Here is a 24270-nt window from a genome sequence, read left to right on the forward strand (position 1 = left end):
AAATGGACAATAAAATGTTTTGTTATCAATGTCAGGAAACAATGAATAATACAGGCTGTGTTACTTCTGGAGTATGCGGTAAAAAACCAGATTTAGCCTATTTAGAAGACTTACTAGTTCATGTAACTAAAGGACTTTCTAATATAACAACTGCTATAAGAAAAGAAGGCGGAAAAGTAGATAAAAAAGTTAATCATGATGTAACATTCAATTTATTTACTACTATAACAAATGCGAACTTTGATAAAGAAGTTTTTTATAAGAGAATAGAATACACAGCAAAACTTTGCAATGAATTAGCAAATCAGGTAAAAGACAAATCACTTATACTTGAAGAATCTCTATGGACACCTAAAAGCAAAGAGGATATGGACGCTAAATCAAAAACAGTAGGCGTATTGGAAGAGAAGAACGAAGATATAAGAAGCCTTAAAGAAACTGTTATATACGGAGTTAAGGGATTAAGTGCTTATATAAGACATGCTAATATGCTTGATTATGAGAATGAAGAGGTTGATGCTTTTATACAGAGAGCTTTAAATGATACATTAAGAGATGATATAAATGCCGATGAACTTTTAGCTTTGGTACTTGAAACAGGTAAAAACGGTGTTGATGGAATGGCACTTCTTGATAAGGCTAACACTTCTACTTACGGTAACCCAGAAATTACAAAAGTTAATATAGGTGTAGGAAAAAATCCTGGAATATTAGTATCTGGTCATGATTTAAAAGATATAGAAATATTGTTAAAACAAACAGAAGGCACAGGAGTAGATGTATATACTCATTCTGAAATGCTTCCTGCTCACTACTACCCAGAATTAAAAAAATATAAACATTTTGTAGGAAATTACGGCGGAGCTTGGTGGGATCAAAGAAAAGATTTTGAAAGTTTCAACGGACCTATACTAATGACTACAAACTGTATAGTAACTCCTTTACCAAGTTATAAAGACAGAGTATATACAACAGGGGCAGCAGGTTTTGAGGGCTTAAAACATATAGAAAGCCATACAGATAAAGAAAGCGATAAAGATTTTACTCCTATAATAGAGCATGCAAAAAAATGTCAGCCTCCTAAAGAAATAGAAAGCGGTTTTATAGTTGGAGGATTTGCCCATAATCAGGTATTATCACTTAAAGATAAAATTGCTGAAGCTGTAAAATCAGGTGCTATAAAAAGATTTATTGTAATGGGCGGATGCGACGGAAGACATAAAGAGAGAGAATACTATACTGAATTTGCTCAAAAACTTCCTAAAGATACTGTAATATTAACTGCAGGCTGTGCTAAATACAGATACAATAAATTAGATTTAGGCGATATTAACGGCATACCTAGAGTATTGGATGCAGGACAATGTAATGACTCTTATTCATTAGCTGTTATTGCTTTGGGACTTAAAGATTTATTCGGTTTAGATGATATTAATGACTTGCCTATAGTTTATAATATAGCTTGGTATGAACAGAAAGCTGTTATAGTTTTACTTTCTCTTCTATATTTAGGCGTAAAAAATATTCATCTTGGACCTACGGTTCCTGGATTCTTATCACCTAATGTAGTTAATATATTAGTTTCAAAATTCGGAATCTCTGGAATAGGAAATGTTGATGAAGATTTGAAAAAATTCAACTTGATAGCATAATACTCCAAATATGAAAAAGAGCTTAACTTTTATAAGTTAGGCTCTTTTTTTATACATAGCTAAATAATCATACTTTTAAAGTATTAATTAATTTACTTTAAAACATATATGATTTTTATTTATTTTTCTTTATATTAAATCAATAAATAAATATAAAAAACAAAGTTATCAATCTATAAAATAATCAAAAAATAATTAAAATACAAATTCTTACAAACTTAAAAATTTTTAAAATAAACATATTATTGTTGACATTCATAGCATTATTATATACTATATTATCATATACAATAGTGTCATCAAATATTCTTTAGGAGTTTATTATTATATTAAATCTAATTCAAATATAACTATAGAAATATATAAAAAATAATTCTTTTTAATAATTCTCTAATAACTAAAATTAATTTTCTATTAAAAAATTATTAATAGGTCTTAAAGATAAATAAAATAAATAGGATATAATATGAAATTAATCAGCAAAAAAATAGTATCAGTTATTTTTATAGGTTTTGCAATAATTGTAACCGGTATTTTAATTTATAATAATAAAACGCTTATTAATAAAAGTTTTGATACAAATCTAAGACCAAAATACCATTTTACACCAAAGTCAAATTGGCTCAATGACCCCAACGGATTATGCTATTATAACGGCTCATTTCATTTATATTATCAGTATAATCCTTTTGCTCCTTGCTGGGGTGCTATACATTGGGGACATGCCACAAGTAAGGATATGTTAAATTGGAAGTATGAAGATATAGCATTAAAATATGATAATGAATATGATAAGGACGGATGTTTTTCTGGAAGTGCAATAGAAAAAGATGGTAAGCTTCATATATTCTATACAGGAGTTCAATATCATAAAATAAAATACAATGAATATAATATACCTATTCAGGAAGACCCTAACGGATTTACTCCTTCTCAAATACATGCTTTTTCAGAAGACGGAGGATATTCATTTAAAAAAATACTCCCGCCTTCAATAATGCCAATAAAAGATAATCAAATGAGAGATCCTAAAGTTTTTAAAACTAAAGAAGGTTTTTACAGAATGGTGCTGGGAGATACTGAAGATTATAAAAAAGGAAGTATTGTATTTTATAAAAGTGAGGATCTTAATAAATGGGAATTTGAAGGAAAATGGACTAGTGATAAATTCGGCTGGGGCTGGGAATGTCCTGATTTTTTTGATTTAAATAATAATGATGTTTTAATATTTTCTCCTATGGGAGCTGGAACTAAAGAATATCCTAATATTGCTATGTATTTAACCGGTCAAATGGATTTTAGTAATTTTAATTTTAATATAGAAAGTAAAGGATTATTAGATGAATCTTTTGAAATGTATGCTCCGCAGACTTTTAATTATTATGATGAAAAAAAACAAAGAGAGAGAAGAATTATGATAGGCTGGATAAGAATGTCAAAGCCTTTTGATAATAATAATAATTTCTGCGGAATGATGACTATACCTAGAGAATGCTTTATAGAAAATGGAATATTCAAAACTTATCCTATAGAAGAATTTAACAGCAAAAGAAAAGGAAGATTAAAAGATTTAAAAAATACTAAAAATCTTTATGATATTGAGTTTAAAATAAAAGATAATTTTAATATGACATTATTTGCTGACAGCAGTAAAAAAGGACTTTATTTAAATTATGATAAAAATAACAGCTTATTAACCATAGACAGAAAAGATGTGAAATTTGAGGGAATATCAGGGGCTGAAAAAATAGAGATAAAAATAGATTTATCATCTGATATTAGAATAATAGCTGATGTATCCGTTATTGAAATATTTATTAATAAAGGAGAAAAATCATGTTCATTTACTGTTTATCCTTTGGGTGAAAATATTTTTATTGAAAATGATAAAGATATGAATATATACAATATATACTAAAATGATTTTTTGAATTTAAAACATTTGAAGAAATTGTTATAGAAAATAGACTTGTTTCAAAACTAAATTTATAAATTTTTAATTTAATATTTTTTTAATTATAGTTGGGGCTTTGCCCCAAACCCCACTTCTTTTGTGACGCTGTCCGCCTTCGGTGTGGCACAAAGAAGCAAAAAGACTGCATATTTATATACTAAAATACTAAATTATGCAACATGTAAAACATCATGTTTATAATTTTAAAATTAAATAATTTTTATAATTAATCTTGTCAAGTAGTTTTGAAACAAGTCTAATACTAATATATTAAAAACAAAATATAGTTATTTAGCCATATACTAAAACATTTTAAATAATTATCTGTTTTCGGCTCTAAATCTAGCTGGGTCTGTAAATGGACGCCTGCCTTGAAACTTTGATAAATAAACTATATTGCTTGCTATATTTATAAAGCCGTTATCTCCGTATTTCATTATAGTTTCTTTTGCCTGCTTATCTTTCATCATATAATATGCCAAAGGTACTTCATCTATAAATAAATGACATAATATTCGTCCGAAAACATCATAAGAAGATACAAGCATACTTACATTTGAAGCATCATTGATTTTCTTTTCAATATATGCTTTAACATTGCTTCCATAATTCTGCTTTAATTCTGGAGCATCAACTCCTATAAATCTATAATAATTATCTTTATATCTTATAGTATCTCCGTCTGATACTTTTATAAAATCCTTATCTAAAGAAACTAAATACTTTGGATTAATATTATTAGTATCTATTTCTCTAAAGTCTTTATTTGTTATAGATAAAAAGATCTTTGTATTATTACTGTCTCTTAGAGTTAAATATTCTTCGCTATTTATATCATTAATATTCAAAACCACATGTATATAATGAATTTTAAAAAATCTAAGTTTATCAATTAACTTATCATCACTAGCATAAACAATAATATTATTTTTAAAAAATAAACTATAAAAAATTAGTTTAAACTTACCAATAAATTTTATACTTGGAAAATATTTGCTTATATATTTTTTATCTTCATCACTTTCAGCATATAACACATAAACTCTATCTCTGTTTTTTATATAATCATAAATAATAGAAGTTTTATTGTTTTCTATCATGCTCATTATTGATTTTAAGTCTATAATTAAATCTTTGCTTTCTTTAATACGAGAAGTTTTTATTATAAATATTAAAACAAATATTATTATTACAGTATAAATAAAAGTCTTTATAATTTTTTCACTTTTTTTATTAGAAGTTCGCATTTAGCTTTTATATCCTCAGAAGATACTATCTCAGTAAGCATGCATAAACTCATAGCTTTATGTTCTATAAGCATATCCATATTATTTAATTTTATACCGCCTATACATACGAAAGGAATATTCAGATTATTGACTACATAATCAAGATAATCAATACCTGTAGCTTCATTAGCATCAGGTTTTGTATTAGTTGAAAAAATAGGACCTATCCCTATATAATCAGCAGAAGTATTAACTGACTCTTCAGCCTGTTTTTGATTAGTAGTAGAAAGTCCTATAATCTTATCAAATCCTACAATTTTTCTCACAACTTCAATAGGCATGTCTTTTTGACCTATATGTACTCCGTCAGCATCAACTGCAATAGCCAAATCAGCATAATCATCTATTATAAATAAAGCATCGTATTCTTTTGTAAGCTCTCTAATTTTTAAGCATTCCTCATATTTTTCACGCATATATTTATTAGGATTATCTTTTTCTCTATACTGTATAATTTTTATTCCGGCTTCTAGCATAGATTTGACAACTTCTATATTATTTCTGCCGTTAGAAAAATCTTCTGCCGTTACGCAGTATATACTGTCTTTAAAATATCTATCTTTTAATATTTCTCTTCTTTTTTTAATATCAGTTAAATTTTTAATATCTTTCATAAAATGATTCCTAAAATTTATTTATTGCATTTTAGTATAACTTTATATTTTTTTCAAATTAAAAAATTATACGCACGCAGAGTAAAATAATAAATATTAATAAATTAACATTCATATTTTTTTAATAAACAACAATAAATTAACCGTGCGTTAAATAAAATTCTAAACCTAATAAAAACTTGGGCGGGTGCTAAAAAATCTAATTTAAGCAGCAGAATAAATAAAAACTAAAATATGAAAGTAAAATAACAAGGAATAAAGGGCGGTAAGTGAAAATTAAATTTTTTGCTTTATTTTTGTTCCCACCCTCTAGGTTTTCTAAACTCACTGTCATTTTTTATATTGTTTTTCTTTTTAGTCCATCTGTTATTTTAACTGCCCACCCAAGATTTTTTTAAATTTAGTGCATATTCACCGCACGCAGAACAAAACTAAAAATATAAATTATTTTGAAATTCAAATTTTATTATATTGAAAATTTTGCTAACCGTGCGTTGAAGAAATTCTAATATAATAAAAAATAGAAATTAATATTTATTTTTATATCAACTTTTTCCGGACTTCGTCAAAGTTTCAAAAAATGCAAAAGATTTAGCTTCGTTGTTTGGAATATGTATTAGCTATAAAATAATGCTTGTATTTTAGGTAAAAAATGCAGTTCTTTTGGTTCTTTTATACCAATAAAAGAACTGGGGGTGTGGGGGCTAGTCCCCACAAATAATAAAAATTAAGAAAATAATTTTTAACAAAATATAGTTGTTTAGGTATATATAAAAACAAGCAGTTTTCACGACAGTTTTTGTCATAGCATTACTTTATAATATTAATAAATAGTTAAATAAAGAGTTAATAGGAACTAGTGATTATGTATAAAACTATAAAAGAAAAAATTAAAGAAGCAAAAGAAATATTATCAAATGAAGCAGAAAATAAAGAAGCATTAAAAACATTATACACATCATATATGCAAATTGAAGATTATAAAAAATCAAAAATATATTTAGAGAAATATTTAAAGCTAGAAAAAAACGATTATAATGCTTGGAAAATATTAGGTAATTACTTAAATAATGCTAATAATTTTAAAGAAGCTAAAAAAGCATATTTAAAGGCTCTTGAAATTAATGATAAAGATATAAGAGTATTTGCTAATTTAGCAAGAACTTATATTGAATTAGATGATAGAGATAATGCCTATAAAACTATACAAAAAGCTATTGAATTAAAAAGCAGTGATGAAAAAATGATAATAGAAATATCAAATATTCTATGTTTGATAAATAAATATGATGAAGCTATTAATCTGCTTGAAAATTTTTATCAAAACTGTTATTCAAAATCTTTAACTGAACAATTAGCATATATTTATGAAAGAGTAGATAGTTATGATAATGCTGTAGAGCTATATAAATTATTAAATGATGAAGAATCACTTTTAAATATATATCTATATTCAACAAATCAATTCAAAGAAGCAGCAAAAATTTGCAGAAAAAATATATATATGGATTATTACGATTACGGATATAAATTAGCTGATATATATTTATTTCTAGGATACAGTAAAAAAGCAATAAAAATACTGAATTTGTCAAAATATAATGATAAACATTTTTATATGCTAGCTTATATGGAAAGATTAGCTAAAATTTATGAGGCTGCTAAAAAATATTCCAAAGCAGCATATATGAGAGAAAAAATGGCTAATATAGACAAAAAAGAAGAAATAAACTGGGCTTATTTATCAAAATACAGATTTTTATCTAATGATTATGACAGAGCAATAGAAGCAGCAAAAGAAGCATTAAAAATAGATAAAGACTATAGAGTTCCTTTATATTATCTTGCTGCAAGTTATAAAAAACAGGGAAAAGATAAAAAGGCTTATAAAATATACAATAAATTAATAAGTAATTTTGAAAACAGAGCGGAAATATTAAAAAACTTTTATTATAAAAATATGTATAAGTACTGTGAAACAGAAGAAGAAAAAGAAGATTTTCATAATACAGATTGGAAATATGAAAGAGTTAGTAAAGAAGAATTATTATACACATTATTAAGCTATAAAGATTTAGAAGAATATCAAAAAATAAAAGAAGTTTTTAATGATTACATATACAGAGAAAAAGATAATAATAAAAAAGATATACATTTTTTTGAAAGTAAAAATATAAAAACATACATGAATGAATTTCATTATAATGATGGTTATATAACTTCTATTGAAATAGGAGAAATATTTGAAGAATTAGAAATGTATGAAGAAGCTTTATTTATATATTTTGATGTTCTAAATAAATATTCTTATGATGAAAAAATAGGCATTTATCATAGACTTTACAGCTGTTATAAAAAATTAAATAAAGATGATTTGGCAAAAGAAATATTGCACATAGCAAAAGACATAGGAATTAATACAAATAATTTTGATGAGTAATAAAGTTATAAATTAATTTTTTAGAAAAAATAGGAGAATAAAATGCTAGATAATAAAAAAAATTACACAATAGAAGAAATAAAAGAATTAATAAATAAAAAAATAAATAATGAAAAACTTGAAGATGATGATGTACTTTACAATAAAGAAGCTCAAGAAATATTAAAGAAGCATTTAAAAAATGATCCTAATAATAAAGAATTATTATTTTTATTAGCTTTGGTACAGTATGATGATTCATATATTGATGATGAATATAAAAAAGTAATAGCAACATTGAAAAAACTTTTAAATCTTAATTATAAAAAAGATAAAGTTTTATACTATTTAGCAGCATCATATTATTATGACAGTGATTATGATAATAAAAAAATACAAAAAAAAATTATTGAATTATTAGAAAATGCTATTGAATTAAATAATAAAGATTCTGAATATTGGTATTTACTTGGAAAAGTACATTTCTTTGTTATAAAAGATTATGATAAAGCTATAGAGTTTCATAAAAAAGCAGCTGAAATAAATTATACAGAAACAATTTGTAACAATAAAGAATATTATTATTATACATTGGGGAAAATAAATTTATATTTAGGAAAAAGCCAAGAGGCTATAGAAAATTTTAAAAAAGCTATAAAAGATTCGATAGATTATTTTAATGATTTCTATGAAGTGTCTAATTATTGGCATTATTTAGGATTAAGCTATGAAAAAAACGGACAGTATGATGAAGCTTTGAAAAGTTATACAATGGCATTAAATATAAATGTAAGAAGCAAGTTAGATGATAATTTTTATAATTGTTTAAAGGCATTAAAATCATTGTATGATTTATATAAAAAACTCGGTAAAAATGATGATGCTTTGTACGCCTTGAAAGAAAGTATAGAAAAAGATATGTCAGCACCATTTATGATTATACCCAATGATGATAAGGATTTTAAAGGAAGCGAAACTTATAATGATATAATTGAGGCATATAATTATATTATTTGGGATTATCGTAAGTCAGCTGCAGCATGCAGAGAAATGCTCGCAGATTTTTATAAAAGATATGGAGAATATGATAAAGCTATAGAATTATATAATCAAATATCTATAGAAAATTATAAAAATATAGCTGAAACATATATAGAAGCTAAAAATTATAAAAATGCAATAGATACATATAAAATGATTATAAAAATGCATCCTGATAATGAATTGAATTATTATATTGATATTGCCAATACTTTTGAAAATGCAGAAAATTATAATGGGGCTATTGATTATTACAATAAAGCTATAGAAATTGACAGCGGAAATTCAGACTATTATGTTAATAATGCTGAAATTTATAAAAAATTAGAAAACTATGAAGAGGCTATTAATTATTATAATAAAGCTATAGAAATTGACAGTGGAAATTCAGACTACTATGTTAATAATGCTGAAATTTATGAAAAATTAGAAAACTATGAAGAAGCTATTAATTATTATAATAAAGCTATAGAAATTTTAAATAAACCATGCAAATATCATGAAAAATTAGCAGAATGTTATGAAAAGCTTGGAAAATACAATAATGCTATAGAAGCATATAAAGAATATTTTAAAATAGCTGATGATGAACTATTCATATATATAAGAGGCAGTAAACTTGATACATTAAAAAATATTGCTTATCTATATAATAAACTTAATGATATAGAAAATAGAAATTTATATTATGAAAAAGCCATAAAAAAATGCAGAGAACTTATAAAAGAATATAGGAAAAACAAAAAAGAATATTTAAAAGAAATAGCAGATATTTATATAAAAATAGGAAATAAAGAAAAAGCATTTGAAATATATAATGACTTAATAAAAAAGTATAATAAAGAAATATCAAGAAATAAAAATGATTATGAGCTTTTGGAAATACAGGCAGATTTATATTTGAAAATTGATGATAAAGAAAGTGCATTAGAAACATACAATAAAGCTATAGAAGTATGCCTTAAAAATATAAAAAGTTTTGAAAATAAAAAAATATTGATTTCAGATAATGATTATAAAAATAAAAGAGATTCTTATATGGAAAGTTTATCATATTTAGCATTTTTCTATCAAAAAATTTCAAAACCAGATAAAAGCATACATATTTATGAAGAGCTTATAAAAATATATAAGGAAAATATGCCAGATAAAGAAGATAATATAATTTATTTAGAATCCATTGCAGAGCTTTATATAAAATTAAATCAAAAAGATAATGCTTTAAAAACATATAAAAGGATTTTAGAAATAGATAAAGATAATAATGAAGCAAAAGAAAACATAAAAGATATAGAATCAGGAAAAGAGGTAGAAACAGCATACATTTTTGAATTATGGAATAGGAAGTATAAACAATAGGAGAAAATATAAATAGTATTTAAATAATAAAAGCCTAATATGTTTTACCATACTAGGCTTTATTATTAAGTTGGTTGTTAATCAATTTATTTCTTTTTATTCTTTTTTGCTTCTTTTGTATTCACTTCAAGTGCAGTATTGTTATCCTTTTTGGTATAAATATATATAAGCATTATAAGAGCTATTATAAACATCACTATAGAATAAATTGCTCCTGCAGTAATTGGTCCCAAAGTCCATTCTGTAATATCGCGTGCGAACTGTTCTATTAAAGTTCTAAAAAGTCCGTAAAGCAAAATCCATACCCAAAGCCTTGTACCAGGTCTTATTTTTTTATTTTTCTCGCTTAAATAAGCTATTAAAAAAGAAACGAATGCAAGAACCAAACCTTCAAGAAAAGCCTCGTATAACTGAGAAGGGTGTCTAGGCTCAGTATAAGGTCTTATAGCTGGAAACATTGCAGCCCATCTCTCATAACCGCCTACTGCATCATATAAAGGAAATTTCATACCTAAAAAAGAATCTGTAACTCGTCCGTAAAGCTCAGCATTCATGAAGTTACCAATCCTTCCGAAAAATAAACAGAAACTAGAAGGGAGTGTGGCATTATCTGCTATGGTATAGAAATCATATTTATATTTTTTGCTAAATATGAATTCAGCAATAAACATACCTATAAGTCCTCCATGAAATGACATTCCTGCAAAACCTGTAAAACTAAATCCGTTATCAAGATTAATACCTATTATTTCCCAAGGAGTTAAAAAGCTCTGAGGAGAATAAAAAAGAAAATAACCTATTCTAGCTCCAACTATAGCACCAACAGCAGCATAAAATACCATGTCATATATACCGCCGTTTTTTTCATTAAGATTTAATTTTATCCACCCTCTTTTTTGAACAAAATACAATATTATGCATGATACTAAAATACCTACTATATACATAAGCCCATACCATCTTACTGCACCTAGTATTGGTATATTAGGAGGAAACACATAAGGTGTGAAAAATTCTGGATAAGTCATATATTTTCCTTAAAAATTTATTAATTATTTTTATAACAAAATAAGATTTTTAATATAAGATAATACATTGAAATTATTAATCTATCAAGTGTTTATATATCAGATAATTTTAATATAGACAATGATCTTTTAGCCTCTAATGATAAAATATCCTCATCATCTTCATTTATAAAAGTGTTCAGTATATCTCTGCTTCTTTCTAAATTAAATGCTGATAAACAAGTTAAGCATTTCCATATAAGAAGTTTATCGTCTTTATATTTGTTTATCAGGTTAATTATATACTTAAGATTTTTTTCACTCTGAAGACTTTTGTTATGAAATACAATATACCCAAAAGCATCTATTGCCTCATAAATTTTACTTAAATCATCGCTTGTTAAAATTTCTATTAATACAGGAAAAATTTCATCATTCATCTTTGCTAAAGTTCTTGCTATTATATCTCTAGGCAAAGGATATGACTTTTTTGATGATACTTTTTTTGGTAATTTTTTATATTGATTATTTCCTATGATTCCAAGATACTCTTTCATTTTTTTGGCAGTATCAATGTCGCCGCATTGCAGAGTTTCACATATTGCTGTCTTAGTATAAAGGCTTTTTTCTTTAGATAATTGCAATAATAATTTATTTTGTACATTATCTTCATATATATAATATTTCAAATTCATAGAAGCAGATGTTCTTATTACAGCATTATCACTATTCAGACAATCGATGATATCTTCTAAAGATTTATATTTAATAGCATCGACATCTTCTTCTAATGCCATTCCTCTATTTGCTAATTTATCTAAATCATATTTTAAATTATGTTTCATATATTAATAATATTATTTTTTTTCATATTATGCAACAATTATTCTTTATTATTGCTAATAAAAATTGTTCGCTAAAAATGTATAGCAAATGACGCTGTCCGCCTTTGGCGAATTTGCTATACGCTCACAATTTTTATATTTGGCTTTCTAGTATTTTAAAAATTATTATTTTTTAATAAATAAGTGATTTTATATCATTATACCATCTATTCATATAGCTTTTTAACTCTTCATAGCTTATCATAGATTTTTCAAATTTTTCAACATGCCAAGGTGATATTATGTCAGCAATATTTTTAACATCATTATTTAAATTATTTTTATCTATATTTTCTTTATTAATATTTTTTATAAATTCATCTATTTTTTTTAATAGTTTTTCTTTGTCTATATTTTCTTTTAAATATTTATTAATTTCTATATTTTTATTATTAGAATTTGAATCGCTATGATTATATATTTTTACATTTTTTATGAATGCTGATTGAATAGTCAAAGTAAAAATATCTGTCATTTCAGAAATCTCTTGTATTATAGCTTCAAAATGATTTTTATAACTTAAAAGTGCTGAAGATGTATTTCTATAAACATTATCATAGCATTTTATTTTTTGATTATCATTAAGCCTTTTATATTTAGCAGATTCAAAAGTTTTTAATTTACTGCTTTTGATATAATCATAATCAGATGCATTTGAATATTTAGAATGTGTCTTATCATCAATATGGCAAAAATCGCATCCTGCAAGCAATATATATTTAGGATTAAGCATATATGCTATTCTTAAAGCAGGCATTATAACGCTGCCTTCCATATAAAAATATATATTATTATTGTTATCATCGTTTATAGGATATAGTATCTTTTCAAAACTTTCATCATGTGAAAAATAGAATATTCTTTTATTTTCTATATGAGTAAGAGGAAAAGGATATGCCGTATGAGTAGTGAATATATTTATATTTTGATTTTCTTTTTTAAGAAGTTCTTTTAAATGTATTGAAGAATAAAAACCTCCGTCTGTTGATATAACAGCATCAGGTTTTATATTATTTTTTATTAAACTATTAAAAGCATGTGATAATACTAGTACAAAATGAGTTTTTGATAGTTCTTTAATATTTTCTATATAGTCATCGGCAGAAGCTCCGGCAGATACTAATAAAATAGGTATTTCTTTTTTTAAGATATTGCAGAATGTCTTTATAGAATATCCTTCATTGAAATGCATATTATAGAGTATATTTCTAGTCCATATAGGAGCAAAATAATAATTAGAAGTTAATGACATTAATTTTTCTTTGATAGAGTTTGCAAGTGACATATTGACATTATCATAATATTCTCTGGTTTCATTGTCTATATTTGAAGCTCTTACATGTCTTATATAAACTATTTTTTTTGAATCATTATCATTCATATAAAAATTAAAAAATGCCAATATAGTTTCTAAATCTTCATTTAGAATGAGTATTATGTTTTTTAATATATTTTCATTTGAAAGTTTTAAATTTGACAAAATGAGTTTAACTATTTCTATGTCTTTTTCTATTATGATTGCTTTATTATTTTCATTTAAAGATAAAAAATATTCTATGTGGAAGAATGAAGCTATAGATAAAAATATTCCTATATGTTCATTATTGTTTGTTATAAATTGTGATATTAATCTTTTAGCTTCTTCCATAGGATTATATAGAGAAGTTAAAGGCTTATTATTATATATAACAGCGAATAAATTGTTTTTTGCCTGTTTTAATTGATATTTATTATTTTGCAGATTATATTCTATTAATTTATTTACAGCTCTGAAATTATATTTATTTTTATTTAAAAGCTCTATATTTTTATTGAATATAGTATTATTCATTTTGTTTCTCTATCAGTTGTTTCTCTATCAGATTATTTTTAGAATATGCCGTACTTCTCTATAAGTTCGTATGTAGCATCTTCATCATTTTTAATTTTATTGTATATAATGAGTTCAGGTCTGTATTCAAAATGTATTGTATCATAATTATGCCATTTACCACCCCATATAAATCCGTACTTTTCAAAAACTTTAACAACTTCTTTAGGAGGATGCCATCTTTTATTATAAGGCACAGCATACCATGCTTTATTATTAACCCTAGTCCAAGCCCAATATATTTGCTTGCCGTTATTTTTCTTAGGCAAAGTATCAAAAGCAACCCCATAACTATGATAGCTTCTGCTTGCACTTTTTGAAATTATTTTCCAAACATATCCGCTCACTATTTTTAAAGAATCAAGGAAATTGGCTACTTCCTGATTAGTCTGTGCTATAAGTTTTACTTCTACGCTTACATTTGAAAGCGGCTCATATACATAGTCATGAACTCTTACTTTATAGCCTAATATACTTTTTGTGCTTATATGTTTTACCATACTTCTTTCACTAGTTCCGTCATAAAGAGTATCTAAGAATTTATTATTGATATATTTAGTATTATTTACCCTTCTTTTGTAGTATTCCTGAAGCTCTTTAGTTCTTTCAGGAGTTTCCTTCTGTACTTCAGGCATTCCGTCTACAGTATAAGAGTAGAAACCGAAAGGTATATAATTATCCTGATTTGTAATATCTTCATCAGTTAGAAGTTTTCCATTAGCCCAATTGAACCATATTCCGTCTAAATAAAATCCTAATTCTCTATTTTTTATAATAGGAGGCGATATTCTATTTGAATATGCTAAATGCAGTGCTATGGTTTCTATTGCTCCGGGTCTTATTATTATATCTTTTCTAATTCTCTTTTTCTCATTTTCAAGCTGAATTTGTTTAATATCAGAACTAGACATTATATCTTTTGTATTATTTATATATATTATCCCTACAGCTGATATAGAGGATACAATTATTGTTATAAGTGCTATTGTAAATACTTTATATTTAGATCCGGCTTTTATTATGAAACTTATTAGGGCCAGTACTATTAATATGGTTGCTATTACTAAAACATATTGTAAAATGGTCATATTTTTTATATTACTCTGTAAAAAATTATTTGTTTACATAATATTAACATATATTAATATTAAATTCAAATTTATTATCGTTAAAAAAAATATATTTAGTAGGAAGTTTTATTAAAAAGAGTTATTTGCGATGGGTAAAAAATTGGGCGATGACGGGTTCGAACCGCCGACCTAGTGCTTGTAAGGCACCCGCTCTCCCAGCTGAGCTAATCGCCCTTTCTTTTGAAATGTTATATTATATTAGCATATCATTAAAAAAAAGTCAAGTATTTTATAAAATTAAAACATATTAAATTTGTATTTTTGCTATTTTGTATGTTTGTATGTAAAACTTTATTAAATATATATTGCTAAAATAATAAAAAATGTTATTATAGTATAATGTAAATATTATAAAAAATAAGTAGAATTTTATTAAAATGAATATAGAATTTTTGCTTTCAGCATCATTTGATAATAGAAGGGTTATTCCTAACCAAGACAGATTATTTAAAGCAATAGTTTCTTCTTTAAATGAAGTTAATATTAATCCTCTTGTAATGATTTCAGAGTTTTCTATAATAGAAGACGGAAATACTCTCATATACTCATTTCACCCATCTGCTGATCCTATATATTTTGAGTTTAAAGCAGGCACTTTGTTTATAACCATTAGCACAGGTTCTTTCGGAGCGGGATATCATAAATTCATAGTTGGAGTATTGGACAGAATAGCAAGAAGACTCGATATAGAGTTTAAAGAAGATTCAGTTCATAAAGATCCAAGCGGTTATTTTAAAAGCAGGAATTTTGAATCTTTAAAGAGATTTTTTGTTAATTCTTTAGCCGATTATGCCAAAATGCTCATAACGCATCATGATAATGGATTTAGTAATTTCATGATATCTATGCCTTATAATTATCCTATAATAGAAAAAGAGTATTTTGCCTTATCCGCTTTGGGATATTGGGGCAAAAATTGGTTTACTGATTTTATAGATGCTGATGAAGAAGACAGATTAATTTTAGCATCTGATTTCTTCCTCTGGGATACTGAAGATATAAATGCTAAATTTTGGTTTAAAAGTTTTCTTAGTATGATTTGGCTTTATTTCCCATTTAGAGAGGCTATTGATAATAAAGAAAAAACTATGTATAAAAAAATTATGTATGCTTTTCAGGAAGCATATAAAAAAGATTCTTCATTAAAATATCCTTGGGACATACTTATTGACATTGCTCATTATTTAGATGATGAGAATTTGGTAAGATTTATAGAAAGCAAAAAAACAGTTAATCAGCAGCAGGCTTTTCAGATAGGATTCAGACTAGAAAAGGCTCGTTTTCCTATAGCGGCGGGCTTTACTATCATTCTTCCTATGCGTATGAATGTATTTAAAAATGATAAATCTTTAATAGAATTCAAAGATATTAATGTATATATAGCTATGCAGGTTTATTCTTTTGCAAATGAAGAGATAGATGTGATAATGGAATATGTATTAAAACAGATAGACATTGCCGGAGAAGATAAAGGAGAAAAACTCGATATTAAATCTCAAAGCGGTAAAATAGAAAGTATAGTATATGAAAAAGAATTAGAAGATAATGATCATATCATTACAGTGGCTTGTGCAGCTAAGAAGTTGGCTTTGCTTGCTTGGTTTACTTATTCTGATGCTGAATATAGAGATATCTGTTTAGAAGCTATAAAGTCAATAGATACAGAAAATTAACATAATATTTTTAAAAATTATGTAAAGTAATCATAATAACTGCCGATAAATTATCACATAGCTGATTAATAAGATTGATTGGCTTTAACTTAAAGGTGGTATTTATGTTTAACTTATACGAAGAGCTTACAAAAATTGAAATACTTTTATCAAAAGAAATAGAAGTATATAAAATAATATTAGAAGATGAAGAAAAAAAAGTTAATTCTATAATCAATACAAGATTACAGGATATACATTTGTACTGTGATCATCAGAATGAAAAAATGACAGAAGCTAATGAGCTTAGAAAAATGAGAGAAAATATAATAGATTTAATAGTATTAAATAAATTCCCTCATTTATCAGAAACAGCTACATTATCTGATATTATTAGAAGAATACCATTGAATAAAACAGCTAAAATATCAGCACTTCGTCTTGAATTAGTTACTCTAATGGCTAGATTAAAACATCTTAATAAATTGGCCCCTAAACTTTTTGATGAAGCTTTAGATTTATTTGCAAATATGAAAGAAGTTCTAAATGAAAGCAAAAAAGTAGGCTATAATAATAAAGGCAAAGAGCATGTTGTTAATAGAAAATTATCAGTATTAGTAAACAAGCAAGTTTAATATAGAATATTTATATCTTAATTAAGCGTATGGCATAGTTTTATGTTATACGTTTTTTTTATATATTTTATTTTCAAATTGTAAAAATTATAGAAACATAATATTGCAAAATTATAAAAACGATATATAGTATTACTCAAAAAAATAATATAAAAATTTAAACGGGAAAAAATTATGAAAAAAGTTAATTTATCTGGAAGACATTTTATTAATTTGGAAGATTTTACAAGCGAAGAATTATCAGCATTGATTGATTATACCTTCGAGTTAAAATCAAAAGTTAGGAATAGAGAAGAAATAGATATAATGAAAAATAGGACTATGGTGATGTATTTTTCAAAACCTAGTTTGAGGACTCGTTTAAGTTTTGAAATAGGGATGAAAAAATTAGGCGGAGATGCTTTTGTATTAAAACAAGATGAGATTATATTAGGACAGAGAGAAAGTATAGAAGATAGTTCTAATGTTATTTCAAGATACTGCGATTTGATTATGATTAGAACTTTTGCTCATAGCGATGTTGAGGATTTTGCTAAATATTCAAAGGTTCCTGTTATAAATGCTTTGACAGATCTTTCGCATCCTTGTCAGGTTATGGCAGATTTATTTACTATGAAAGAGCATTTCGGTAAATTGAAAGGTTTAACATTATCATATATAGGCGACGGAAATAATGTATGCAATAGTCTTTTAACAGGCTGTACATCTTTGGGTGTTAATATAAAAGTAGGAGTTCCTAAGGGTTATGAACCTGATGCTAAAACTACAGAAATAGCCAAAAAAATAGCTGAAGAAAACGGCTGTACAGTTGATATTGTTAATGATGTAAAAGAGGCGGTAAGCGGCAGCGATGTAGTTTATACTGATGTATGGGCTTCTATGGGTCAGGAGAGTGAAAAAGAAAAAAGACTTAATGTATTTAAAGGTTTTACTCTCACTAAAGAATTATTTGCTCTTGCTAATAAAGGTGCTATAGCTTTACATTGTCTGCCTGCTCATAAAGGCGAGGAGATTAGCGAAGAAGTATTCAATATGAATTCTCAGTATATTTATGAAGAGGCAGAAAACAGAATGCATGCACAAATGGCTATAATGAGCAGTATAGTAAAAGAATAATAGAAAATTAATATATACTTGAACAATTTTATTTTTGGTAAAATGATTATCAGCTTTTTTGCTGAGACTTCTTAAAAGTTTTTATAATTGTATATGTTTTGCTGAAAATACAAATATAATAATTTAATAAAAACATTTTATAAATAAAGAAAGGATTTATCATGAAAAAAAAATTAGTATTAGCCTATTCAGGCGGTTTGGACACTACAGTTATAATACCATGGCTTAAAGAAAATTATGATTATGATGTAATAGCTGTTTGTGTGGATGTAGGACAAGGTACAGAAACTGACGGCTTAGAAGAAAGAGCTTTAAAAACAGGTGCTGTAAAATACAGATTAGTAAAATGCGAAGATGAGTTCGTTACAGATTATATTTATCCTATAGTTAAAGCTGAAGCTACTTATGAAGATAAATATTTACTTGGTACTTCTGCTGCAAGACCTTTAATAGCTAAAAAACTTGTTGAAGTTGCTTTAGAAGAAGGTGCTACTGCTATAGCACATGGAGCTACAGGAAAAGGTAATGACCAAGTAAGATTTGAATTAACAGTTAAGGCATTAGCTCCTAATTTTGAAATTATTGCTCCTTGGAGAGAATGGGATATAGCTTCAAGAGAAGAAGAAATTAAATATTTGGAAGATAGAAATATAGAAGTTCCTATGAAAAAAGATGATTCTTATTCAAGAGATAAGAACCTTTGGCATTTATCACATGAGGGATTAGAGCTTGAAGATCCTGCTAATATGCCTAATTATGAAAGACTTCTTAAATTATCAAATACTATAGAGAATGCTCCTAATGAAGGACAATTTGTAGAATTAGAATTTGAAAAAGGAATACCTACTAAAGCAGACGGAAAAACTTTCTCGCCTTCTGGTTTAGTTAAATATTTAAATGAAATAGGCGGAAAGCATGCTGTTGGTATAGTTGATTTATTAGAAAACAGAGTAGTAGGAATAAAATGCCGCGGTGTATATGAAACTCCGGGAGGTACTATTCTTTATGCTGCTCATAGAGAAATAGAACATTTATGTTTAGACAGAGAAACATTATATTTTAAACATATAGTTTCTCATAAATTAACTGACCTTGTATATAGCGGAAGATGGTTTACTCCTTTAAGAGAGGCTTTAAGTGCATTTATTGACAGCACTCAGCAAACTGTAACAGGTAAAGTAAAATTAAAATTATATAAAGGAAATATTATACCTGCAGGAGTAACTTCTCCTTATTCTCTTTATAATCAAAGTTTGGCTAGCTTTACTACAGGTGAATTATATAATCACCATGATGCTCAGGGATTCATTACTCTTTACGGACTTCCTTTGAAAGTTAATGCTTTGATGAAAGAGCAAGTGAAAAAAATGGGGTTAAAATAATTAATTATGAAAGAAAAATTATGGGGGGGACGCTTTTCTAAAGAACTTAACAAAGAAGCTAATGATTTTAATTCTTCATTAGCTTTCGACTGTAAGATGTATAGAGAGGATATACTTGGAAGCATAGCACATGCAAAAATGCTTGGTGAATGCTCTATTATTCCTCTCGATGAAAGCGTAACTATAATAAATGCTCTAAAACAAATTTTAGATGATATTGATAATAATAAACTTCAATTTGATTTTGAATTAGAAGATATTCATACGCAAGTTGAAAGATGGCTTATTGATAGGATAGGTGAAATAGGAAAAAAAGTTCATACAGGAAGAAGCAGAAATGATCAGGTGGCACTTGATTTGAGAATGTATTTAAAAACCAAAGTAGAAAATATTAAATCTTTGATATTAGATTTAATTTCTACATTGGTAAGCATTCAAAAAGAGCATACAAAAACCTATATGAGCGGATATACTCATCTTCAAAGGGCACAGGTTATAACATTTGCTCATTATTTAGGGGCTTATGTTGAGATGTTTAAAAGAGATTTTGACAGATTAGCCGATGCCTACAAAAGAATAGATGTTATGCCTTTAGGTGCAGGAGCTTTGGCTTGTTCTACATACAATATAGACAACAAAAAGACTGCTGAAACTCTAAACTTCAAGAATGTTATGCTTAACTCATTAGATGCTGTATCTGATAGGGATTTTGTTATTGAAGTAGAATCTGTTTTATCAATAATAATGATGCATTTAAGCCGTTTTTCTGAGGAGCTTATATTATATTCTACTTCTGAGTTTAAATTTGTAGAGTTTGATGATGAGTTTACTACAGGCTCTAGCCTTATGCCTCAAAAGAAAAATCCAGATATACTCGAGCTTATTCGAGGAAAAACAGGAAGGGTGTATGGAAACTTATTTTCTATATTAACAGTGATGAAGTCTTTGCCTTTAGCATACAACAAAGATATGCAGGAGGATAAAGAGGGTATATTTGATTCATTAGAGAATGTGAAAAACTGCTTATCTATACTTCCTAATGTATTAAAAACTATGAAAGTTAATAAAGAAAATATGCTTAATTCTGTTAATGAAGGTTTTTTAAATGCTACTGAGGTTGCTGATTATCTTGTAAGAAAGGGTATGCCTTTTAGAGATGCCCATGGTGTTTCTGGGCGTCTTGTTGTATACTCAATTAATAATAACAAAAATCTTTCTACTCTTTCAATAGAAGAATATAAAAAAGAGTCAGATTTATTTGAAGATGATATTTATTCTTGTATAACTCCAGAGGCTCAGGTTTCAAACAAAACAATGATTGGAAGTCCTAGTGAGAGTGCTGTTATGGAAGTAATAAAGATAAATGAAGATTGGCTCAAATCAAATAGTAAATAAAAAATATTTTTTATGATTATAAAAACAAGGGTGCTATTGAAAGCTGGTACTCTTGTTTTTTTATTGCATTTTTGTGGCGTTACTTTCACGCACGGTAAGCAAAGCTAAAAATATAAATTTAATTATAAATTCAATATACTTATTTCAAAACTACTTTACAAACAATTTTATGAGTTTATTATTTTATGCTAAATTCAATAGTTTAAACATAATTTAATTAAATGTTTTATATGTTGTATAAATTATATATTTAAGCTAAAAAATGCAGTTCTTTTGGTTCTTTTATACCAATAAAAGAACTGGGGTTTGGGGCAAAGCCCCAACTATAATTAAAAATATTAAATAAAAATTTATGAATATTAACAAATTTAGTTTTGAAACAAGTCTAATTTAAATTATATATAAAAATGTATTTACCGTGCGTTAAATAGATTTGAAATCTAATTAACACTTGGGCGGGCATGCTTTTTATAATTTAAGTTTTTAATATAAATAAAATTTTTTATTGTATTAAAGCTATAAATTCTAAAGGGCGGGTTTTAAAATAAATCAAAAAAGTAAAATTTTATTTTAGATTATATTAAAAAAATATATTAGCTTTTTTACCGATGCTAAAGCAGACTTCATCAAGCCGCAAAAAAACAAATTTATATTATAACATCGTAAATATTTCTAGTTTCAAGAACTTTTACTCCGACTTCATATTCACGCATATATTTAGCAAGTCTGTATCCGTTTATCAGAATTATTTTTACATCTTTTAATTCTTCTACAACCTTCTTAGCCTGCGGAGTATAATCTGAAGTAGTTATAAAAATTCCTCTGTTTATCCCATTAACATTTTTAAGCCCATGAGCAAACTTTGTAATTTCAGTATCATTAACCTTATTATTTTCTTTATAGCATTTGCATTGTACACCTATAATGTCAAAACCGAATTTATCCATAGTAAGAGTACCGTCAATTCCTCTGTCTCCGCTTCCTCCTGTTCTGTACTTCTTGCCGTAGCCCATTTTTTCAAGCAGTTCCAAACATATATTTTCAAATTTAGTACCTTTATCAACAGAGCTTTCACCCATAGACTGAAGCCTGTCAAGTATATCTTTCTCTACGCTTTCATAATACTCTTCAATGCTTTTTTCTATTTCGTTTCTATTTTCATCTTCTATTTCTTCTATGTCATCGTCTGAATTGCTTTTACTGTTTTCTAAATAAGGAGTTTTTTCTTTCAAAGTTTTGAAATCAAAGTTAGGATTTTCTTCATAGAATTTTTTACCGAAGTCGGTTATTTGATATACTCCTCTTTCTGTATTTTCTATTAATTGAGATTTCTTAAGATAAGTTAATGACCAATCAACTCTATCGTTAAATTTTGAATATCCATTTTCTTTTACTAGTTTTAAATCTTCATCAGAAGGATTTGTATATTCTTTAATTTTATCGTATATTTTACTTCTATGTACGGCTTCATTAATTTCATAAAAAAATTTTAGTACATATTTGAAATATTCTCTTGTTTTTAAAAGTGCCATAACTAAAAACCTCCTATTACTTCATTAAAATGATACTTCAATAATTATTTTTTTACAATGTTTTTTATTTTATTCTAAATCCCGCCCTTTATTCTATGCTGCCTAAACAGATAATTTTATTTTTATTTTCTTTGGAGCCTTATTAGAAATTACAGCACCCGCCCAAGCTTTGTTTAAATTTGCTGTTTTTTTCACCGCACGCATAGTAATATTAAAAATATGAGTTTTGTTATTGATACAATTAAAATTTATTATCAAAATGCATTTACCGTGCGTTAAATAGATTTGAAATCTAATTAACACTTGGGCGGGCATTCTTTTTATGATGTAAGCATCTAATATAAATAAAATTTTTAATTGATATTAAAACTATAAATTTGAAAGGGTGGGATTTAATATTAAAAATATATATTTTTTATGTATATAAAATTCTGACGCTTTAAATATATATGGTATTCAATATTTGTATAAATACAGAAAATAATTTTATTGATGTTTTAATTTAATAATATCAGTTTCATTTTCTTTTTTATATTCTTCTTCTTCATTAGAATTATTTATTATTACAAATTGGCATTTTCTATCTTTGTCATTATATTCAGATGAGTGAATAGCTCCATATCCTATATATCTAAGTCTTTCTTTATCTATACCCTTATCTACCAATTTATCAAATATAGCTTTTGCTCTGTTTTCAGATAGATATATATTATAATTTGAATCTCCGCTGCTGTCACTATGTCCTTCAATAATGAGATTTTTGTTTTTATTCTTATCTAAATATTTATAAATTTCATTTATACCATCATCATATTCATCTTTTAATTGATAAGAATCAAAATCAAATTCTATTATATTTGCAGTAACAAGTATTTCATTATCATCTTGCTTTATGATTTCAGTTTGTTTTATAGGTTTTGTATTTTCTTTTTCGATAACATCGTTATTTGTAAGATTTTCTATTTCTTCTGTTATTTGCTGATTATTTGTATCTTCCTCTTTAACAGAATCAGCCATAATTTTTATGTCATCTTCATCTTTTACAGAATCAGCTATAGTTTTTGTGTCATCTTCCTCTTTAACAGAATCAGTCATAATTTTTATGTCATCTTCTTCTTTTATAGAATCAGCTATAGTTTTTATGTCATCTTCTTGCGTATAGGTTTTTGATGCTGTTTTTACAGTTTGACTATTATCATTATAAAGTACAGCATGCAGATTCTTGCTGAAAGCCAATACCACAACATGCTTATCATTAGTAGAACATGAAACAGTAAAGATTAATAAAAATATTAAAGGTAAAATTTTATTTATCATAATTAACCTCTTAATACAATAA

Annotated in this window: 17 protein-coding genes and 1 tRNA gene; 9 read left to right on the forward strand and 9 right to left on the reverse strand. The window is 26.2% G+C overall.

Annotated features, from left to right (window positions below; all coding sequences use genetic code 11):
• Positions 1-2: 2 nt before the first annotated feature.
• Positions 3-1652 (forward strand): hydroxylamine reductase, encoded by a 1650-nt coding sequence (hcp, locus tag A966_RS05335; RefSeq protein ID WP_039955566.1) that lies wholly within the window; start codon positions 3-5, stop codon positions 1650-1652.
• 466 nt (positions 1653-2118) lie between these two features.
• Positions 2119-3570: a glycoside hydrolase family 32 protein gene (locus A966_RS05340; protein ID WP_008723327.1), complete on the forward strand. Its 1452-nt coding sequence runs from the start codon at positions 2119-2121 to the stop codon at positions 3568-3570.
• A 356-nt stretch (positions 3571-3926) separates the two neighbouring features.
• On the opposite strand, the gene A966_RS05345 is transcribed toward A966_RS05340, so the two are convergent.
• Positions 3927-4853 (reverse strand): thermonuclease family protein, encoded by a 927-nt coding sequence (locus A966_RS05345; protein ID WP_008723329.1) that lies wholly within the window; start codon positions 4851-4853, stop codon positions 3927-3929.
• Positions 4817-5509, reverse strand: coding sequence for a thiamine phosphate synthase (thiE, locus tag A966_RS05350; RefSeq protein ID WP_008723331.1), 693 nt, complete (start codon positions 5507-5509; stop codon positions 4817-4819). Before thiE ends, A966_RS05345 begins: the two co-directional genes overlap by 37 nt.
• Positions 5510-6374: 865 nt before the next feature.
• Here thiE and A966_RS05355 point away from each other — a divergent pair.
• Entirely contained in the window at positions 6375-7949 is a 1575-nt protein-coding gene (locus tag A966_RS05355; RefSeq protein ID WP_008723333.1) for a tetratricopeptide repeat protein, read from the forward strand.
• 42 nt (positions 7950-7991) lie between these two features.
• Positions 7992-10328: a tetratricopeptide repeat protein gene (locus A966_RS05360; RefSeq protein ID WP_008723334.1), complete on the forward strand. Its 2337-nt coding sequence runs from the start codon at positions 7992-7994 to the stop codon at positions 10326-10328.
• Positions 10329-10414: 86 nt separating this feature from the next.
• Here the strand turns inward: A966_RS05360 and lgt are convergent, their stop codons facing one another.
• The 5 genes from lgt to A966_RS05385 all read right to left on the reverse strand — a co-directional run bounded on the left by lgt (position 10415) and on the right by A966_RS05385 (position 15393).
• Positions 10415-11356: a prolipoprotein diacylglyceryl transferase gene (gene lgt, locus A966_RS05365; RefSeq protein ID WP_008723336.1), complete on the reverse strand. Its 942-nt coding sequence runs from the start codon at positions 11354-11356 to the stop codon at positions 10415-10417.
• A 92-nt stretch (positions 11357-11448) separates the two neighbouring features.
• A complete protein-coding gene (locus A966_RS05370) occupies positions 11449-12180 on the reverse strand; it encodes a hypothetical protein (RefSeq protein ID WP_008723338.1) in 732 nt (243 codons plus the stop codon).
• Between the two features lie 172 nt (positions 12181-12352).
• Entirely contained in the window at positions 12353-14050 is a 1698-nt protein-coding gene (locus A966_RS05375) for a motility associated factor glycosyltransferase family protein (RefSeq protein ID WP_008723339.1), read from the reverse strand.
• Positions 14051-14088: 38 nt separating this feature from the next.
• A complete protein-coding gene (locus A966_RS05380; RefSeq protein WP_008723340.1) occupies positions 14089-15177 on the reverse strand; it encodes a M15 family metallopeptidase in 1089 nt (362 codons plus the stop codon).
• Between the two features lie 143 nt (positions 15178-15320).
• Positions 15321-15393, reverse strand: a tRNA-Val gene (locus tag A966_RS05385).
• 203 nt (positions 15394-15596) lie between these two features.
• Here A966_RS05385 and A966_RS05390 point away from each other — a divergent pair.
• The 5 genes from A966_RS05390 (at position 15597) to argH (ending at position 21399) form a co-directional block, all read left to right on the forward strand.
• Positions 15597-16892: a hypothetical protein gene (locus A966_RS05390; RefSeq protein ID WP_008723342.1), complete on the forward strand. Its 1296-nt coding sequence runs from the start codon at positions 15597-15599 to the stop codon at positions 16890-16892.
• Positions 16893-16996: 104 nt separating this feature from the next.
• On the forward strand, positions 16997-17506 hold the full coding sequence (flgN, locus tag A966_RS05395) for a flagellar export chaperone FlgN (protein WP_008723344.1): 510 nt from the start codon (positions 16997-16999) through the stop codon (positions 17504-17506).
• A 174-nt stretch (positions 17507-17680) separates the two neighbouring features.
• Entirely contained in the window at positions 17681-18622 is a 942-nt protein-coding gene (gene argF / locus A966_RS05400; protein WP_008723346.1) for an ornithine carbamoyltransferase, read from the forward strand.
• Positions 18623-18783: 161 nt separating this feature from the next.
• Entirely contained in the window at positions 18784-20004 is a 1221-nt protein-coding gene (locus A966_RS05405) for an argininosuccinate synthase (protein ID WP_008723347.1), read from the forward strand.
• Positions 20005-20010: 6 nt separating this feature from the next.
• Positions 20011-21399, forward strand: a complete 1389-nt coding sequence (gene argH / locus A966_RS05410; RefSeq protein ID WP_008723348.1) for an argininosuccinate lyase — start codon at positions 20011-20013, stop codon at positions 21397-21399.
• A gap of 647 nt (positions 21400-22046) precedes the next feature.
• Here argH and A966_RS05415 read toward each other — a convergent pair.
• Together A966_RS05415 and A966_RS05420 are read right to left on the reverse strand one after the other, a co-directional pair.
• Entirely contained in the window at positions 22047-22931 is an 885-nt protein-coding gene (locus tag A966_RS05415) for a restriction endonuclease (RefSeq protein ID WP_008723349.1), read from the reverse strand.
• A gap of 486 nt (positions 22932-23417) precedes the next feature.
• Positions 23418-24248, reverse strand: coding sequence for an OmpA family protein (locus A966_RS05420; protein ID WP_008723350.1), 831 nt, complete (start codon positions 24246-24248; stop codon positions 23418-23420).
• Between the last annotated feature and the right edge of the window lie 22 nt (positions 24249-24270).

It is taken from the genome of Brachyspira hampsonii 30446, from assembly GCF_000316195.1.
GTDB lineage: Bacteria > Spirochaetota > Brachyspiria > Brachyspirales > Brachyspiraceae > Brachyspira > Brachyspira hampsonii_C.

Excerpts from the sequence above, each read along its gene's own strand:
- argH (WP_008723348.1), top strand. The coding sequence starts at position 20,011 with ATGAAAGAAAAATTATGGGGGGGACGCTTTTCTAAAGAACTTAACAAA.
- A966_RS05355 (WP_008723333.1), top strand. The coding sequence starts at position 6,375 with ATGTATAAAACTATAAAAGAAAAAATTAAAGAAGCAAAAGAAATATTA.
- A966_RS05405 (WP_008723347.1), top strand. The coding sequence starts at position 18,784 with ATGAAAAAAAAATTAGTATTAGCCTATTCAGGCGGTTTGGACACTACA.
- A966_RS05345 (WP_008723329.1), bottom strand. The coding sequence starts at position 4,853 with ATGCGAACTTCTAATAAAAAAAGTGAAAAAATTATAAAGACTTTTATT.
- hcp (WP_039955566.1), top strand. The coding sequence starts at position 3 with ATGGACAATAAAATGTTTTGTTATCAATGTCAGGAAACAATGAATAAT.
- A966_RS05415 (WP_008723349.1), bottom strand. The coding sequence starts at position 22,931 with ATGGCACTTTTAAAAACAAGAGAATATTTCAAATATGTACTAAAATTT.
- A966_RS05390 (WP_008723342.1), top strand. The coding sequence starts at position 15,597 with ATGAATATAGAATTTTTGCTTTCAGCATCATTTGATAATAGAAGGGTT.
- A966_RS05340 (WP_008723327.1), top strand. The coding sequence starts at position 2,119 with ATGAAATTAATCAGCAAAAAAATAGTATCAGTTATTTTTATAGGTTTT.
- A966_RS05420 (WP_008723350.1), bottom strand. The coding sequence starts at position 24,248 with ATGATAAATAAAATTTTACCTTTAATATTTTTATTAATCTTTACTGTT.
- flgN (WP_008723344.1), top strand. The coding sequence starts at position 16,997 with ATGTTTAACTTATACGAAGAGCTTACAAAAATTGAAATACTTTTATCA.
- A966_RS05370 (WP_008723338.1), bottom strand. The coding sequence starts at position 12,180 with ATGAAACATAATTTAAAATATGATTTAGATAAATTAGCAAATAGAGGA.
- lgt (WP_008723336.1), bottom strand. The coding sequence starts at position 11,356 with ATGACTTATCCAGAATTTTTCACACCTTATGTGTTTCCTCCTAATATA.
- argF (WP_008723346.1), top strand. The coding sequence starts at position 17,681 with ATGAAAAAAGTTAATTTATCTGGAAGACATTTTATTAATTTGGAAGAT.
- A966_RS05360 (WP_008723334.1), top strand. The coding sequence starts at position 7,992 with ATGCTAGATAATAAAAAAAATTACACAATAGAAGAAATAAAAGAATTA.
- thiE (WP_008723331.1), bottom strand. The coding sequence starts at position 5,509 with ATGAAAGATATTAAAAATTTAACTGATATTAAAAAAAGAAGAGAAATA.
- A966_RS05380 (WP_008723340.1), bottom strand. The coding sequence starts at position 15,177 with ATGACCATTTTACAATATGTTTTAGTAATAGCAACCATATTAATAGTA.
- A966_RS05375 (WP_008723339.1), bottom strand. The coding sequence starts at position 14,050 with ATGAATAATACTATATTCAATAAAAATATAGAGCTTTTAAATAAAAAT.